Raw genomic sequence first — 15,591 nt, 5'->3', positions numbered from 1 at the left:
GCGCAGTGAAAGGTCGCATCCAAGGTGCAGACCCCGAGGTGCATGGCGGACGCTGTTCACGGTGCAGGCAGGCTTCTTCCACGGGTCATAAATCACACGGATTTGGGTGCTGTAAAGCGAAATTCGGCGCTTTCAGAGCTATTTTTTAGGACGAAAAATGAGTTGGTTTACAAACCTGCGGGTGGGCGTCAAGCTCATCGGCGGCTTTCTGGTGGTGGCTGCGATCGGTGCTGTGATTGGCACGCTCGGGATTCTGAAGTCGGCACAAATCAGTGAGATGGCGTCGACCATGTACGACAACGAGGTGGTGGGGCTCAGTCATGTCGCCGAAGCGAATGTGCAACTGGTGTCGGCCAGCCGTGCTACCCGCAATGCCATTTTGGCGTACACGGCAGATGAGCGAAATTACAGCCTCAAGGTCTATAAGGAACGTGTGGGGCAGGTGTATGCGAAGCTGCAGCAAGCAGAAAAACTGTTTGTGACCGCTGCCGGCAAAGCGCAGGTGAATGAAGCCTTCAAAGCCGTACAAGCCTTTGATGCGATGACGCAAACGTTGCTGGACAAGCTGCAAACGGAGGGGCTGAGCGATAAACGCGATTCCACCGAGATGGTGTTCACGCAGCTGCGCCCCGTCACGGACAAGGCCGACGACATGATGTCGGAGCTGATGGCACGCAAGAAAGACAATGCCGCCAGATTGAGTGCCCAAACCGACCAGGTGTATGCAGACATTCGCTTTTTGCTGATCAGTGTGACGGTGCTGGGTGTGCTGGCGGGGATTGCGATTGGCGTCTTGCTGACCCGGGGCTTGTCCAAGCAGTTGGGCGGCGAGCCGGTGGACGTGGCCGCCACGGCGACGGCGATTGCCGATGGCGATCTGTCTACCACCATTGATACGTCCCGCGCTCAGCCAGGCAGTGTGGTGTTTGCCATGCAGCAGATGCAAGCCTCGCTGCGGCAAGTGGTGGGCGCCGTGCGCAGCAGCAGCGACAGCATTGCAACGGGTGCAAATCAAATCTCCATGGGCAATGCCGATCTGTCACAGCGCACCGAAGAGCAAGCCAGCAACCTGGAAGAAACCGCCGCTTCGATGGAGGAGTTGTCCAGCACCGTGCGCATCAATGCGGAAACGGCACAGCATGCAGCGCAACTGGCCAAGTCCGCCAGCGAGGTTGCGGTCAAGGGTGGCGCTGTGGTGGAGCAGGTGGTGGACATGATGGACGACATCAATACGTCCTCACGCAAGATCTCCGACATCATCGGGGTGATTGATGGCATTGCGTTCCAAACCAATATCTTGGCCTTGAATGCTGCGGTGGAAGCTGCGCGTGCGGGCGAGCAAGGGCGCGGTTTTGCGGTGGTGGCTGGAGAGGTGCGTACTTTGGCGCAGCGCAGTGCGGAAGCCGCCAAGGAAATCAAAACCTTGATTGGCGACAGCGTGCAAAAGGTCGAGGCGGGCGGTAAGTTGGTGGGCGAAGCCGGAACCACCATGCGGGACATCGTGACCCAGGCGCAACAAGTCAGCACCTTGATCTCCGACATCAATGAGGCGGCCACAGAACAAACGGCCGGGATTGAACAGGTCAGTCATGCCGTCATGCAGCTCGATCAAGTCACCCAGCAAAATGCGGCCTTGGTGGAAGAGTCCGCCTCGGCGGCAGACAGCCTGAACCAGCAAGCCCGGCAACTGGTGCAAGCGGTGGCCGCCTTCAAGTTGGAAGATGCCGGAGGCAGCGTGAGTGTGGCCCGCGCCAAGCCACCGACCGATGCAGGCGCTGCCTACGCTTTGACGCAGGCCTGAGTCGCTGCTGCGGGTAAAAGGGCGTGCCTTGCGCAGGCGCGGCACGCCTTGCCTGGATCGGTAGGGGGATTACTCCCCTAACGCAGCGCACAAGCGCTGTACCTGGGCTTCTAGCATTTCCACCCGGGCTTCCAGGGCTTCAATGCGGCGGGCATCGACGCAGTCGAGGGCTGGGGCGCTGTGGTCACTGCTGGCGCCGCCTGGTACGGACAAGCTGGGTGCGCCGCACAGCAGGTGGGCCCAGCGCGCTTCGCGTGCGCCCGGGGCTTTGGGCAGCAGTTGCACCAGCGCGCCACCTTTGTCTGCGCTTCGGTCTTGCAGCTCTTCCAAAAAGGCCTCTACCGATCCGGTGTCAGCAAAGCGGTGCCAGCGCTCGGCATTCGTGCGCAGTTCGGCCGCCGTTTGCGGGCCACGCAGCATCAGCAAGCCCAGCAGGGCGCTGGCCTGGCTGGGCACGCCCAGCACGCGCTCAAAGTTGTGCTCCCAGCGCATGGCGCGCTGGCCGCTGACTTCAATCACCAAATGGCGGTCGCGCAGGCTGTCGAGGGCGCTGAGGATGTCGGCCTCGCTCAGGTTCATGACTGGCTCGCGGCTGGTTTTCTGGTTGCAGCCGCTGGCCAGGCTGTTGAGCGTGAGCGGATAGCTGTCGGGCACGGTGCGCGCTTTTTCCATGAGGGTGGCAAGCACACGTGCTTCAGTCGGGGACAGGGGCTGGTTCTGATGGTCGAAGGTCATGGCAGGGATAATTGCGGCGCAATGAAAAACATCGTGATTTTGATCTCGGGCGGCGGATCCAATATGGCTGCCATTGTGAAGGCAGCCAAGCAGCAGAACTGGGAGCGCCGTTATGGTGCCCGCGTGGCAGCGGTTGTCAGCAACAAGGCCGATGCCAAAGGGCTGATTTTTGCCAAAGAGCACGGCATCGCCACCGAGGTGCTGGACCACAAGCAGTTTGACAGCCGCGAAGCCTTTGATGCGCAGTTGGCGCAAGTGATTGACCGCTACACCCCCAGTGTGGTGGTGCTGGCGGGCTTTATGCGCATTCTGACGCCCGGCTTTGTGCAGCATTTTGCGGGGCGCATGGTCAACATCCACCCCTCGCTGCTGCCCGCCTTCACCGGCTTGCACACCCACCAGCGCGCCATTGATGCGGGCTGCAAGTTTGCCGGCTGCACCGTGCATGGTGTGACGGCGGAGCTGGATGTCGGCCCCATTTTGGAGCAGGCCGTTGTGCCCGTGCTGCCCGATGACACGGCCGAGACGCTGGCCGCGCGCGTACTCACGCAAGAGCACATCATTTACCCGCGTGCCGTAGCGGCCCTGCTGCAAGCCACGTCAGCTACCGCCTGATTCCAGGGCGCTCAGTCTTTCATCACTCTGCCACTTCCGCCTTGCCTTGCTGCAGCCATGTCTGCGGCGCGGCTTCGCGCCACGCAGGATGAGTGGTGCGAAATAAAAGCTGCACGCTGCGCTATGTCTGCGCTGGGCTGCCGGCCATGGCGCTGCCCAACTCCGGCGCGCCTGCGGCGCTGACTTTCTGTGCCGCTGCCAAGCGGTCTGCATCACTGCGGTTTTGGCTGAGCTTGAACTTGGCCTCCAGCCGCTCCACCGCAATCTCCAGCCCGACGATGTGCTGCAGCCGTTCCATCAAGGCATCGTGCGGCATGTGCTTGGGGCCCCAAGGCCCGGCAGGGTCGGGCATCTGTTCGTGGATGCGGTTTTCCTGCGTGCGCGAGAGCTTGCCCAGCACGCGCAGCAAAAAACGCTGGTCGGTATGCACACGCACGCGGCCATGCACGTGCACCACGCGGTAATTCCAGGTGGGCACCAGCAAATGGGTGTCGTGTTTGCTGGGGTACCAGTTGGGCGAGATGTAGGCATGCTCTGCCCGGAACACCACCAGCACCGCATCGCCATCGCACAGTTGCTGTGCCAACGGGTTGGCCCGGGCCGCATGGCCAATCAGCCGGGTGCCGCCGTCTTCTGGCGCCAGCGTCTCCAACTCCCACGGAATGTGGTTGGCATCCAGCCCACCGGCGTGCACATGCACCAGCATGCCCAGCGGGTGCGCGCGGATCAGCGCCAGCGCCTGCTCAGGGTCTTGCACCTGAAAATCGGGGGGAATGTACATGGGCATCTCCAAACAAACAAACGGCACACCACGATGCAGCATCGCGGCCATGCGGGGCCAGTTAGCTGGTGGCTTCCACCCGCGTAAAGCGTGGCTGCGGCACGCCATCGATCACCACGGTCTCATTGAACATGGCCGCTGGGCGCACCCACAGGCCGCGCTCGCCATACAGGGCGCGGTACAGCGTCATCGGCTCCAGGGTTTCGCTGTGGCGCACGGTGTCGATCACTTCATACAGCATGCCTTTGTAGTGGCGGTACTGGCCGGGCGGGGTGACGATCAGCGGGGGCAGGTGGTCGTTGTGCATAACAATCTATCAAAATAAGAGCTGCTAGCGTAGGTTGCATAAGGGTTTAATCCCTAAAAGGCTTGAAATACGTCAACCTGCAGCCGTGGCATAGCGCCATCGTACCCAGCTGCAGCAGCCAGCGCGCCACCGGGATTTGGCGGCAGTGGGACAATACGGGCTATGCATCCCAAAGCCCTTCTCGACGCTTGCGCCGAACTGGTCAAGCTGACCCTCCAATTCCAACACCCCGCCGACGCCGTGGTGTCCCGCTATTTCCGCGACCACCGCAACCTGGGGCCGCGCGAGCGCGCCACCCTGGCTGAAACCGCCTACACCGTGCTGCGCAAGAAAACCTTGTTTGAAGCCATGGCGCGCAGTGGCAGCGGCCCCAAAGAGCGCCGCTTGGCCATTTTGGGCTTTCACGCACCGCGCAATTTCTTGCAGGCAGCGCTGAGCGACCAAGAAATCAAGTGGCTGCAGCAGTGCGACGCCATCCAGCCCGAAGAGTTGATGGCCCAGCATCGCCACAACCTGCCCCAGTGGATGGCAGACGCTCTGCAAGCCCAGGTGGGTGACCAGTTTGAAGCCCTGGCCGCCAGCATGCTGGAGCCCGCACCGCTGGACCTGCGCGTCAACACCCTGAACGCCAAGCGCGACGCGGTGCAAAAAGAGCTGGCCCAAGCGGGCATCAAGGCGGTTGCCACGCCGTATTCCCCCTGGGGCCTGCGCGTGCAAGACAAGCCTGCGCTGACCAAGCTGGCCGCCTTCCAAGAAGGCCGCCTGGAAGTGCAAGACGAAGGCTCGCAACTGCTGGCCCTGCTGCTGGACGCCAAACGCGGCGAGATGGTGGTGGACTTTTGCGCCGGTGCCGGCGGCAAAACCCTGGCCATTGGCGCGCAGATGCGCAACACCGGCCGCCTGTACGCGTTTGACGTATCGGCCCACCGTCTGGAAGCCTTGAAGCCCCGTCTGGCGCGCAGCGGTTTGTCCAACGTGCACCCCGCAGCGCTGGCCCATGAGCGCGATGAACGCGTCAAGCGCCTGGCGGGCAAGATTGACCGCGTGCTGGTCGATGCACCCTGCTCGGGCTTGGGCACCTTGCGTCGCAACCCCGATCTGAAGTGGCGCCAGGATGAAAAGGCCGTGGCCGAGTTGAATGAAAAGCAACTCTCCATCCTGACCAGCGCCGCGCGCATGGTGAAGTCGGGCGGGCGCCTGGTCTACGCCACCTGCTCGGTGCTGCCCGAAGAAAACGAGCACATTGCCGAAGCCTTCCAAAAGGCACACCCTGACTTTGTGCCGCTGGATGCAGGCGAAACCTTGGCCAAGCTCAAGGTAGAGCACGCCGAAGGGCTGTGCGCTGGGGGTGAAACCGGCACGCGCTATGTGCGCCTGTGGCCGCACACCCACCAAACCGATGGCTTCTTTGCGGCGGTGTGGGAGCGAAAGTAAGTTATGAATGTTACTAGTTTGTGAAAACTGGTACATAAAAAAATCCCTGCCAATTTTTAGTCGGCGGGGATTTTTTATTCGACCGGAAGTGATTAGCGTTCTTCAAAGTCACTAATTTGCACAGGAAATATTGAAAACCAATTGTGGTTGTATACAGCTTCTCTGTCTTTCGGGAGGTCTTCAATAGTGGTCAAACCTGCTCCAGGTAGCCCCGTTGTCTGATTTACTACAAGGCAAGTAAGAGGAGGTAAATCATTGGACTCACAGAAAACCATGACTCTTCCAAGAATATGTGCAAATACTCCAGCACCCTCAAATTCAAGGTGGTTCGCGAGCATTTTGTAGGTGAGTGTTTGACGATTTTGAGCTGCGCTAATCAACACTTGCCAAACTTGCATCGCTCTTTCTGCACGAGTCATCGTTGTTTTTTCTCTTGAATCTGAATAAGTCATTTCGCTCTTTTCTGTATTAAAAAACTGCTAACTTTTGTTCGGATAAAGTTAGATATTCAATTATGACCACCCAATACGAAAACCTCGCCACACTCGAGCTGTGGAACGACTTTTTCAAAGTTACCCCTGCCGAACTGCCCGCAGAGCGCCAGATGCGCGCACGCCGCATGTCCGGCTTTATCCGCGGCACGGTATTGCCTGCTGCGCAAGCGCCGGAGCTTGCAGCCCCTGCACCTGCGCCCGCCCCTGAAGCGGCAAGCGATGGCAGCGCACCAGTGCCTGCCCCCAGCAAAAAAACCGCACCCCAAGTGGCGCGCGAATGGGTGCCTGCCCAGTGGGGGTTTATTCCCCCGCAGGCCAAGTCCGTCAAAGACGCCAACCTGCGCGCCCCCAAGTTACTGGTGGCGCTGAATGAAACCGTGAGCACCACACAGGCCTTTCGCGATGCGTGGCTGGCAGGGCAGCGCTGCATCATCCCCATGCAGGCGTTTTATGTGGACGATGTGCGCACCGGCAAGGCCATTCCCACACGCATCGCCCGCGTGGACGGCCAGCCCATGGGCGCGGCGGGCGTCTGGAGCCGTTGGACGGATCCGGAAACGGGCGTGGAGTTGCTGAGCTACGCCATCTTGACCCTCAACGCCAACAGCCACGCGCTGATGCGCCGCTATGGCCCGCAGGGTGCGGAGCGCCGCATGCCCGCCATTTTGGGTGAGGGCACCTACGACGCCTGGCTGACTACCCGCCAAGAAAAAGCGCGCGAGTTTATGCGGGCGTATCCGGCCAATTGGTTGCTGGCCAATCCGCTGGAGCACAAAAAAGACAAAAAGCCCAAGGGCTTGTTTGATTGATTTGATAGCTGCTGGCGCTTGCTGGGATTGCGTTAGAGGGTGATTTGACGCTGATTTCTAAGCTGGTGCTGGTCGCTGACAAGCAAGTCCTGTACTCCTCTTCGCGGAGAGTTTTTTGCGCAACAACCTCCTGCCGGTATGCCGCTAGCCCACGTTGATTCAACCTCAGCCCTTGCCCCCTTCACAGCTTGGGCACACGCCATAGCACCTGTGGACTCTGCCGCCTTTGAGGTGTTGGCCTGGGTGTCACTGTGCTTTTACCTGCTCTTTGCCGTGGTTGCCCTGCACTACGCCCTCAAGCCTTGGGCGGAAAAAATGATGCTTGCCGCCATCGGGGGCGCAACGGTCGCATCGTTGCTATTGCACCTCTCCATTCGGCACAGCCCGGGGTACGTGGGCGAAGGCGCACTGTGGAAATTTGTCGCTTTGTCCCAGTACCTGCCCTGGGTGGTGATCAGCGTGGGGGCCGTCTACTGGCTCTACCGCGTTGGCACCTCACTGCACCCAAAGCACCGTGGAACGGATGAACGATAAAGCGCTCCTTGGGTGCAAGGGCGGTGATTCTGAGCAGTCATGGCGCTGAAAACAGAAAAGCCTGTTGCAGGATGGCGGGCAACAGGCTTTTGCTTTTTATAGCTGCTTGCGCTGGCTGGGTAAGCGTTAGCAGCCGATTTGGCTGAAATTTCATGGGCAGGCAAGAAGCGTTGGCGGAAAACTTCCGCAAAACGCTTTTCAGTTTGGATGCAGCGCCGCGCGCCCTTGCACTACGGCAGGCGCGCTGCTTTGCCTCTCAGCCAGATTGCTGCGCGCGATGGGTTCCGTTTCACGTCAAATCGCGCAGTGAGCTTGCTGACCACGGGCAAGCAAGCAACGCGCCCACTGGGGTGAACTCCCGGCAGCCGTCCTTCACGACAAGGGGTTTTGCGCAGCGTGGGGGAAGTAGATAGTTTGGATAGCTGCCAGCGCAATATCCATAAGCGCTAGAGCCATCAAACACCCATAACTTTAAGCAGTGACCGCTTCACCCAGCAGCGCATCCACCGCAGCATGCGCGGCCAAGGTTTCGGCGCAGGCATTGGCCGCTTCTTCGCCCTTTTTCACAAAGTGCGTGCGGAAAAAGCCCTGCAGGTCTTCGGAAGGCTGGAAGTTGTAGGGCGTCAGTGCCACGGAGAACACGGGCACGCCGGTGTCCAGTTGCACGCGCATCAGGCCATCCACCACGGCGGTGGAAACAAATTCGTGGTGGTAGATGCCGCCATTGACAATCACGGCGCAGCCAATCACCGCATCAAATTGGCCGGACTGTGCGAGCTTTTGGGCCATGAGCGGGATCTCAAACGCACCGGGCACTTCCACGGAGTGAATGCGCGCGGGGGCGGCGCCCAGGTGTTGCAGGCGCTGGGCACAGGCGTCGCGGGCCTGGTGCACCACGTCGCTGTGCCAGTTGGCGCTGACGATGGCAATGCGGGCCGTGGCCAGTGCAGCCTGGGTGGCGCTGTGGGATTGGGAGGGGGTCAAAGTCTGATTCATGTGTGTCTTTCCAAGACGTGCAAGCAATGAATCAGGGCGCGCGAAGGCAGATGCAACCTGTGCAAGGGCCTGAGCGCACTTGCACCAAGGCAGGCACACCCCGACCCAGCGGCAGGCTGGAAGGCAGGTCTTCACGTATCTCTTTCATCCGGACTGTGACCGTCGGCTCTGGAGTTGCACCAGATCTGCTGACCTTGGGCGGCGCAGCTGCCCAAGCGCTCGCGGGCTTGCAGCCAAGGCAGCTTACCGCCGGTGGGGAATTACACCCCGCCCTGAGAACGTATGTCGCCAGCACGCAGTGCAAGCGACAAAGGCAATTGTAGGCAGCCTGCTTGTCCGTACACGTCGCGCAGGCAACAAAAAACCGCCTGCAGCTTGCGCTGTGGCGGTTTCTTGTCCGAAGAAACGGCTGAATTACTTCAGCTTGGTTTCCTTGTACTCGACGTGCTTGCGAGCCTTGGGGTCGAACTTCATGATCGACATCTTTTCAGGCATCGTCTTCTTGTTCTTTGTGGTCGTGTAGAAGTGACCTGTGCCAGCAGTCGAAGCCAGCTTGATCTTTTCGCGTCCGCCTTTGGAAGCCATGTTGATTCTCCTTCAGTGGAAATTAAGCTTGGCCACGGGCGCGCATGTCTGCGAGCACGGAGTCGATGCCGTTCTTGTCGATCAGACGCAGAGCAGCGCTGGAAACGCGCAAACGCACCCAACGGTTTTCTGTTTCAACCCAGAAACGACGGTACTGCAGGTTGGGCAGGAAACGACGCTTGGTCTTGTTGTTGGCGTGGGAAACGTTGTTGCCCACCATGGGCTTCTTGCCCGTAACTTCACATACGCGTGCCATTTGGACACTCCGATAGTTGAAACGGCCTGCGACTCGAGCGCTTTGCGGCAGCAAAGCTGGGTCGAAGGCCTCACCTCGCCAGTTAAAGGGTGGCGGTGGCCCAAATTTGTCACACTCCGCAACTGGCAGGCACCAGTGCTAAATGCAGCAAAGCCAGCGATTATACGGGCTATGTGAAAAATTGCGTGGCCCAACAGGGTTTTATGCCTGCAATGCCCGATACGGCGCGTGGTTTATTGGTCCAGGAAGCGCTGGGCATCCAGGGCCGCCATGCAGCCCGTGCCGGCGCTGGTGATGGCCTGGCGGTAGACATCGTCTTGCACGTCACCGGCGGCGAACACGCCGGGCACGCTGGTCTGGGTGGCGTAGCCCTTGCGGCCGCCTTGCGTGACGATGTAGCCGTTTTCCATCTCCAGCTGGCCCTTGAAGATGTCGGTATTGGGCGAGTGACCGATGGCGATGAAGCAGCCTTGCAGGGCGATGTCTTCGGTGGTGCCGTCTTGTGTGCTCTTGACGCGGATGCCAGTCACGCCAGACTGGTCGCCCAAGACTTCATCCAGCGTGAAGTGGGTCTTGAGCTCAATCTTGCCTTCCTTGACCTTTTCCATCATCTTGTCCACGAGGATGGGCTCTGCCGTGAACTTGTCGCGGCGGTGGATGACGGTGACTTTGGAGGCAATATTGGACAGGTACAGCGCTTCTTCCACGGCGGTGTTGCCGCCGCCCACCACGCACACAGGCTGGTCACGGTAGAAGAAACCGTCGCAGGTGGCGCAACCGGAGACGCCGCGGCCCATAAATGCTTGTTCCGAAGGCAGTCCCAGGTATTTGGCCGATGCGCCGGTGGCGATGATCAGGCTGTCGCAGGTGTAGGTGCCGCTGTCGCCGGTCAGGGTGAAGGGGCGCTGGGACAGATCCACGCTGTGGATGTGGTCAAACACCATCTGGGCCTTGAAGCGCTCGGCGTGCTCCATGAAACGCTGCATCAGCTCGGGGCCTTGCACGCCGTTGACGTCGGCAGGCCAGTTGTCCACTTCGGTGGTGGTCATCAGCTGGCCGCCTTGGGCCATGCCCGTCACCAACATGGGGTTGAGGTTGGCGCGCGCAGCGTAGATGGCTGCGGTGTAACCGGCAGGGCCGGAGCCCAGAATCAAAACTTTGGCGTGTTGGTTAGTGGACATGTTGCTTTTCGAAGAGATGGTTGCAGCGCGCAGCGCGCAACACCGTTGAACACTCAAGCAGCCGCTGGGCAGGCGTGACAGCTTGCGCAGGACAGTCTTGCATTGTAGAAAGCTGGCGTTGTCCTTGGGATGCGTATCTATAAACAGGCCCATAGCTTGCAGCTAATGGGTAGCGAATGGGTAGCTGACGCGTGCAGCGTTCACCCACGCTGCTGCCAGCGTGGAGCATTCGGGGGCGTCTGGCTGCGGTTGTTGCAAGTGCTTGCACTGGTGTTGCAACCGTTTGTGTAAGGCACTGCGCGCCTAGGGTAAGCTCCCGCCTGCGTATGACTTATTCCTCCAATGCATTGAACGCAAATTCCAGCAAAACCGCGCCCCGAAATGGTCTGGCGCTCTTTGGTCACGAGATTTGTTTGATCGCAGGGTCGTTAGGCCTGTTTTTTTGGCTGCTGGCGATGGTGAGCTACTCCATCGTTGACCCTGCTTGGTCCACCTCGGGCAGCAGTGATGGCGGGCTGGTCAATAACTGGATGGGGCGCTTGGGGGCCTTGGTGGCCGACGCTTGCTACTTTGGCTTTGGCATGTCGGTGTGGTGGCTGGTGGTGACTGCCGCCTATACCCTGGCACGCTCGGCGTTGCGTTGGATTCGCGGCCAAAGCATGCTGGATGTGCCGGTGGCAGAGCGTTTGCAGTGGTGGGCTGGCGTGTTCTTGCTGGTGGGCGTGAGCTGTGCACTGGAGTGGTCGCGCCTGTACCGGTTTGAAAATGTATTGCCCGGCCATGCAGGCGGGGTGATTGGCTATTCGCTGGGGCTGACCGGGGTGCGCTGGCTGGGTTTTACGGGCTCGGGCCTGATTGGCATTGTGCTGCTGGTGGTGGCCTTGGGGCTGGTGTTTCGCTTCTCTTGGGGGCGCTCGGCTGAAAAATTAGGAGCGCTTATCGAAGGTGTGATACGCCTGAGGCAGCAAAAACGCGAAAAAGGCAAGGATGTGGCCGAGGGCCGTAAAGCGGCGCAAGAGCGCGCCAAGGTGTTGGAAGAAGAGCGTTTTGAGCACGAAGACAGTCACCATGAGCCGGTGCTGATCATTACCCCGCAAGCGCCGCCTGCGGTGCCCAGCGAACGCGTGGCCAAAGAGCGCCAGCATGCGTTGTTCAAGGATTCGCAAATGCCCGAAGCCGGGTTGCCACAGGTGGATTTGCTGGATGCCGCACCGGCCAAGCAAGAAACCGTCTCGCCCGAGACGCTGGAGATGACCAGCCGCCTGATTGAGAAAAAGCTCAAGGACTTTGGCGTGGAAGTACGCGTGGTGCAGGCCACGCCGGGCCCCGTGGTCACACGCTACGAGATTGAGCCCGCCACCGGTGTGAAGGGCTCGCAGGTGGTGAACCTGGGCAAAGACTTGGCACGTTCGCTGTCGCTGGTGTCGATTCGCGTGATCGAGACTATCCCCGGCAAGAACTTCATGGCGCTGGAGTTGCCCAACGCCAAGCGCCAGTCGATCCGCCTGTCCGAGGTGCTGGGCTCACAGGTCTACCACGAGGCCAAGAGCCTGCTGACCATGGGTCTGGGCAAGGACATCGAGGGCAAGCCCGTGGTTGCCGATCTGGCCAAGATGCCGCACGTGTTGGTGGCTGGCACCACCGGCTCGGGCAAGTCGGTGGGTATCAACGCCATGATCTTGTCGCTGCTGTACAAGGCGGAGGCCAAGGACGTGCGCCTGCTGATGATTGACCCCAAGATGCTGGAAATGTCGGTCTACGAAGGCATTCCGCACCTGCTGGCGCCTGTGGTGACCGACATGAAGATGGCCGCCAACGGCCTGAACTGGTGCGTGGCCGAGATGGAGCGCCGCTACAAACTGATGAGCAAGCTGGGCGTGCGCAATCTGGCGGGCTACAACGTCAAGATTGGTGAAGCCAAGGCAAAGGGCGAAATCATTGGTAACCCCTTCAGCTTGACGCCGGAGTCGCCCGAGCCCCTGGATCGTCTGCCGCACATCGTCATCGTGATCGATGAGTTGGCCGACCTGATGATGGTGGTGGGCAAAAAGATTGAAGAGCTGATTGCTCGCCTGGCGCAAAAGGCGCGTGCAGCCGGCATCCACCTGATTTTGGCCACCCAGCGCCCCAGTGTGGATGTGATCACGGGCCTGATCAAGGCCAACATTCCGACACGTATTGCGTTTCAGGTGTCATCCAAAATTGATAGCCGAACCGTTCTAGACCAGATGGGTGCCGAAAGCTTGCTGGGCATGGGCGACATGCTCTACATGGCCAGCGGTACCGGCCTGCCCATTCGGGTGCACGGCGCGTTCGTGTCAGACGATGAAGTACACCGTGTGGTGAGTTATTTGAAGGAACAAGGCGAGCCCGATTACCTCGAAGGGGTGTTGGAGGCTGCCACCTCGGAAGACGGTGGTGTGGACGGTGAAGGTGGCGAAGGCGGTGAAAAAGACCCCATGTACGACCAAGCCGTGGAAATTGTTTTGAAGGACCGCAAGGCCAGTATTTCGTACGTGCAGCGCAAGCTGCGCATTGGCTACAACCGCTCGGCCAATCTGCTGGAGCAGATGGAGCAGGCGGGCTTGGTGAGCAGTCTCACCAGCAGTGGTCAGCGTGAAGTGCTGGTCCCTGCGCGCCCTGAGTAATTCCTTGCAGCCTTGGCTGCAAGGCGAAAGGAAAATGGATGAAAAAGTCTTTGTTGGCGCTGGCTGCGTTGGCCACTTTGCCGGTTGCGGTCTGGGCTGATGGGCTACAAAGCCTGGAAAACTTTATGCGCACCGCCAAGGCCGGGCAGGCCCAGTTCACGCAGACGGTGACGGCGCCTGCCAAGGAAGGGCAAAACGCCCGCAGCAAGACCAGCAGCGGGACGTTTGAGTTTCAGCGCCCGGGCCAGTTCAAGTTTGTCTACACCAAGCCGTTTGAGCAAACCATCATCGCCGATGGCAAAACCGTGTGGCTGTATGACGTGGATTTGAACCAGGTCACGCAGCGCAAGCAGGCCGATGCGCTGGGCAGCACGCCTGCGGCGATTTTGGCCTCGGCCAATGATCTGGCGGGGCTGCAAAAAGACTTTGTGCTCAAGTCTGTGCCCGATGCCGATGGCTTGCAGTGGGTGGAAGCCAAGCCCAAGACGGCCGATGGTCAGCTGAAAAATGTGCGCGTGGGTTTTCAGGGCGACACCTTGGCGGCCATGGACATCTTGGATGGCTTTGGTCAGCGCTCGCTGATTCGCTTCAACCAGCTGAAGGTGTTGCCTTCTTTGCCCGCAAGCCACTTCAAGTTTGAAGTGCCCGTGGGCGCGGACATCATGCAGCAGTAATGTTGCAGAGTGGCTTAAGGTGAATTGGATAGCTGGCAGCGCTGGTCAATCAATGGTTTCAGGCATTTAAGTGCTTGAATGCTTGATAGATAAAGCGCTGGCAGCTTCTTTTTTTGATGAATAAGGCGCTGCACTGCGCTTTACCGCTGCTTCCTTCGCCATGAAAAAAGCCCTGCAGCTGATGGCCGCAGGGCTTTTTTGTGGGCGCCTTGCAAACGCGGCGCCCAGGCGGTGAATGGGGTTTTAGTGGGCTGCGCGGACGCGGTCTGCCACGGTGGCCACCACCAGCACGGCCGTCACAGGCAGCAACCAACCCAGCCCCAGTGCGCTGCCGGGCAGGCTGTCCAGCACGGTGGGGATGAGGGAGCCAAAGCCGGCAGCTTTGATGGCGTCCACAATGCCAAAGACCAAGGCCACGCCCATCACGGGGATGAAGACCCGGGCTTTGTGGTGGAACAGCTTGGACATCAGGCCCAGTGCAATCAGTGCCATCGCTACCGGGTAGATACCCACCAGCACGGGCACAGCCACGGCAATCAGCTGCGCCAGGCCTTGGTTGGCCACGGCGGCGCTGAAGATCGACATGATGACCACCACCGTGCGGTATGGGATGCCCAGCAGTTCGCTGAAGTAGGCCGAGCAGGAGCTGACCAGGCCCACGCCGGTGGTCAGGCAGGCCAGCAAGATGACGGCTGCCAGCAGGAAGATGCCTGCCGTGCCAAAGGTGCTGTCCACATAGTGGTTCAAGATGTTGACGCCACTGGCGCCGGCTTCCACCACGGTGCCGCTCATGCCGCCCAGATAGACCAGCGAGACATACACCAGCCCCAGGCCGGTGGCGGCAATCAAGCCGGCATAAATGGTGTAGCGGGTGTGCAAGCGGGTGTCTGTCACGCCAGCGGCCTTGATGGCTGCCACAATGATGATGCCGAAGACCAGCGATGCCAGCGCATCCATGGTCTGGTAGCCCTGCAAAAAGCCTTGGGCCAGTGCCTTGCCTGCTGAGGCATATTCCGCTGCGGGCGTGGCTACGATCTCGCCGGCGGGGGCCGCAAACGCTGCAATGCCCAAGATGGCCAGCACCACAATCAATGCGGGGGTGATGATCTTGCCGATGTTGTCCATCAGCTTGCCGGGGAACAGCGACAGCACCATCACCAGCGCAAAGTAGGCAATCGTGAAGATCAGCAGCGCTTGCGGCGTGTTGCCGGTAAACGGCGCCATGCCCACTTCAAACGACACCGTCGCGGTGCGCGGGGTGGCAAAGAAGGGGCCAATCGTCAGGTAAATGGACAGGCCCATCAGGGTGCCTGCCGCTTTGCCGATGGGGCTGGTCAGTGTGTCCAAGCCACCGCCGACACGGGCCAGTGCCACCACGCCCAGCAAAGGCAGGCCCACGCCGGTCAGCAAAAAGCCCAAAGCTGCAGACCACTGGAATTCGCCAGCCGCCAGACCCACGCTGGGTGGGAAGATGATGTTGCCAGCGCCCAAAAAGAGCGCAAATGTCATGAAGCCGAGGGCAAAAATGTCCCGCGTCTTGAGAGTTGTCATGGGAAAACCTAAAACCAGAAAGCTGCTGCACAGGGGCAGACAGACTTTGTTGCAAACGACGAATGCGGATTCCGTGCGGATACGCTGAGGGCCGGATGTCGACGCGCTCAGGGGCAAGGCGCTTGCTGACCAAGGGTTGCAGTGGCCGCAAGTGGTGAAGGGTTCCCGTGCCGATTAAGCTTGTGGCTTC

The 15,591-nt window shown here is 60.1% G+C and carries 16 protein-coding genes and 1 riboswitch; of the genes, 7 read left to right on the top strand and 9 right to left on the bottom strand.

Features of this window, described 5'->3' with window-relative positions:
- Positions 1-157 precede the first annotated feature (157 nt).
- On the top strand, positions 158-1,801 hold the full coding sequence (locus B3R00_RS13725) for a methyl-accepting chemotaxis protein (RefSeq protein ID WP_286999478.1): 1,644 nt from the start codon (positions 158-160) through the stop codon (positions 1,799-1,801).
- Between the two features lie 69 nt (positions 1,802-1,870).
- On the opposite strand, the gene B3R00_RS13720 is transcribed toward B3R00_RS13725, so the two are convergent.
- Positions 1,871-2,536: a YceH family protein gene (locus B3R00_RS13720; RefSeq protein ID WP_286999477.1), complete on the bottom strand. Its 666-nt coding sequence runs from the start codon at positions 2,534-2,536 to the stop codon at positions 1,871-1,873.
- 21 nt (positions 2,537-2,557) lie between these two features.
- On the opposite strand from B3R00_RS13720, the gene purN reads away from it, so the two are divergent.
- Positions 2,558-3,151, top strand: a complete 594-nt coding sequence (gene purN / locus B3R00_RS13715; protein ID WP_286999476.1) for a phosphoribosylglycinamide formyltransferase — start codon at positions 2,558-2,560, stop codon at positions 3,149-3,151.
- A 121-nt stretch (positions 3,152-3,272) separates the two neighbouring features.
- On the opposite strand, the gene B3R00_RS13710 is transcribed toward purN, so the two are convergent.
- Together B3R00_RS13710 and B3R00_RS13705 are read right to left on the bottom strand one after the other, a co-directional pair.
- Positions 3,273-3,932: an FMN-binding negative transcriptional regulator gene (locus tag B3R00_RS13710; RefSeq protein WP_286999475.1), complete on the bottom strand. Its 660-nt coding sequence runs from the start codon at positions 3,930-3,932 to the stop codon at positions 3,273-3,275.
- A gap of 61 nt (positions 3,933-3,993) precedes the next feature.
- Positions 3,994-4,239 carry a DUF1653 domain-containing protein gene (locus B3R00_RS13705; protein ID WP_219163855.1) on the bottom strand — a complete coding sequence of 82 codons (246 nt, stop codon included), beginning with the start codon at positions 4,237-4,239 and terminating at the stop codon, positions 3,994-3,996.
- 162 nt (positions 4,240-4,401) lie between these two features.
- Between B3R00_RS13705 and B3R00_RS13700 the strand changes: the two genes are divergently transcribed.
- Positions 4,402-5,673: an RsmB/NOP family class I SAM-dependent RNA methyltransferase gene (locus tag B3R00_RS13700; protein WP_219163856.1), complete on the top strand. Its 1,272-nt coding sequence runs from the start codon at positions 4,402-4,404 to the stop codon at positions 5,671-5,673.
- Between the two features lie 92 nt (positions 5,674-5,765).
- Here the strand turns inward: B3R00_RS13700 and B3R00_RS13695 are convergent, their stop codons facing one another.
- Entirely contained in the window at positions 5,766-6,125 is a 360-nt protein-coding gene (locus tag B3R00_RS13695; protein ID WP_286999474.1) for a hypothetical protein, read from the bottom strand.
- Positions 6,126-6,187: 62 nt separating this feature from the next.
- Between B3R00_RS13695 and B3R00_RS13690 the strand changes: the two genes are divergently transcribed.
- A complete protein-coding gene (locus B3R00_RS13690) occupies positions 6,188-6,976 on the top strand; it encodes an SOS response-associated peptidase (RefSeq protein WP_286999473.1) in 789 nt (262 codons plus the stop codon).
- 210 nt (positions 6,977-7,186) lie between these two features.
- Positions 7,187-7,510 (top strand): hypothetical protein, encoded by a 324-nt coding sequence (locus tag B3R00_RS13685; protein ID WP_286999472.1) that lies wholly within the window; start codon positions 7,187-7,189, stop codon positions 7,508-7,510.
- Between the two features lie 471 nt (positions 7,511-7,981).
- On the opposite strand, the gene B3R00_RS13680 is transcribed toward B3R00_RS13685, so the two are convergent.
- From B3R00_RS13680 to trxB, 4 genes are all read right to left on the bottom strand, one after another.
- Positions 7,982-8,506, bottom strand: coding sequence for a 6,7-dimethyl-8-ribityllumazine synthase (locus tag B3R00_RS13680; protein WP_286999471.1), 525 nt, complete (start codon positions 8,504-8,506; stop codon positions 7,982-7,984).
- A 131-nt stretch (positions 8,507-8,637) separates the two neighbouring features.
- Positions 8,638-8,790, bottom strand: a riboswitch (FMN riboswitch).
- Between the two features lie 130 nt (positions 8,791-8,920).
- Positions 8,921-9,091, bottom strand: a complete 171-nt coding sequence (gene rpmG / locus B3R00_RS13675; RefSeq protein WP_120966500.1) for a 50S ribosomal protein L33 — start codon at positions 9,089-9,091, stop codon at positions 8,921-8,923.
- 22 nt (positions 9,092-9,113) lie between these two features.
- Entirely contained in the window at positions 9,114-9,347 is a 234-nt protein-coding gene (gene rpmB, locus B3R00_RS13670; protein WP_066539714.1) for a 50S ribosomal protein L28, read from the bottom strand.
- A 233-nt stretch (positions 9,348-9,580) separates the two neighbouring features.
- On the bottom strand, positions 9,581-10,528 hold the full coding sequence (gene trxB, locus B3R00_RS13665; protein WP_219163860.1) for a thioredoxin-disulfide reductase: 948 nt from the start codon (positions 10,526-10,528) through the stop codon (positions 9,581-9,583).
- Between the two features lie 326 nt (positions 10,529-10,854).
- On the opposite strand from trxB, the gene B3R00_RS13660 reads away from it, so the two are divergent.
- Entirely contained in the window at positions 10,855-13,176 is a 2,322-nt protein-coding gene (locus B3R00_RS13660; protein ID WP_286999470.1) for a DNA translocase FtsK, read from the top strand.
- A 38-nt stretch (positions 13,177-13,214) separates the two neighbouring features.
- Positions 13,215-13,850 (top strand): outer membrane lipoprotein chaperone LolA, encoded by a 636-nt coding sequence (gene lolA, locus B3R00_RS13655; RefSeq protein ID WP_286999469.1) that lies wholly within the window; start codon positions 13,215-13,217, stop codon positions 13,848-13,850.
- A gap of 243 nt (positions 13,851-14,093) precedes the next feature.
- Here the strand turns inward: lolA and brnQ are convergent, their stop codons facing one another.
- A complete protein-coding gene (gene brnQ / locus B3R00_RS13650; RefSeq protein WP_286999468.1) occupies positions 14,094-15,401 on the bottom strand; it encodes a branched-chain amino acid transport system II carrier protein in 1,308 nt (435 codons plus the stop codon).
- Positions 15,402-15,591: the final 190 nt, after the last annotated feature.

It is taken from the genome of Comamonas sp. UBA7840 (assembly GCF_002501455.1).
Classification (GTDB): Bacteria; Pseudomonadota; Gammaproteobacteria; order Burkholderiales; family Burkholderiaceae_C; genus Comamonas; species Comamonas jiangduensis.
This window is presented reverse-complemented; position numbering and strand designations above follow the sequence as displayed.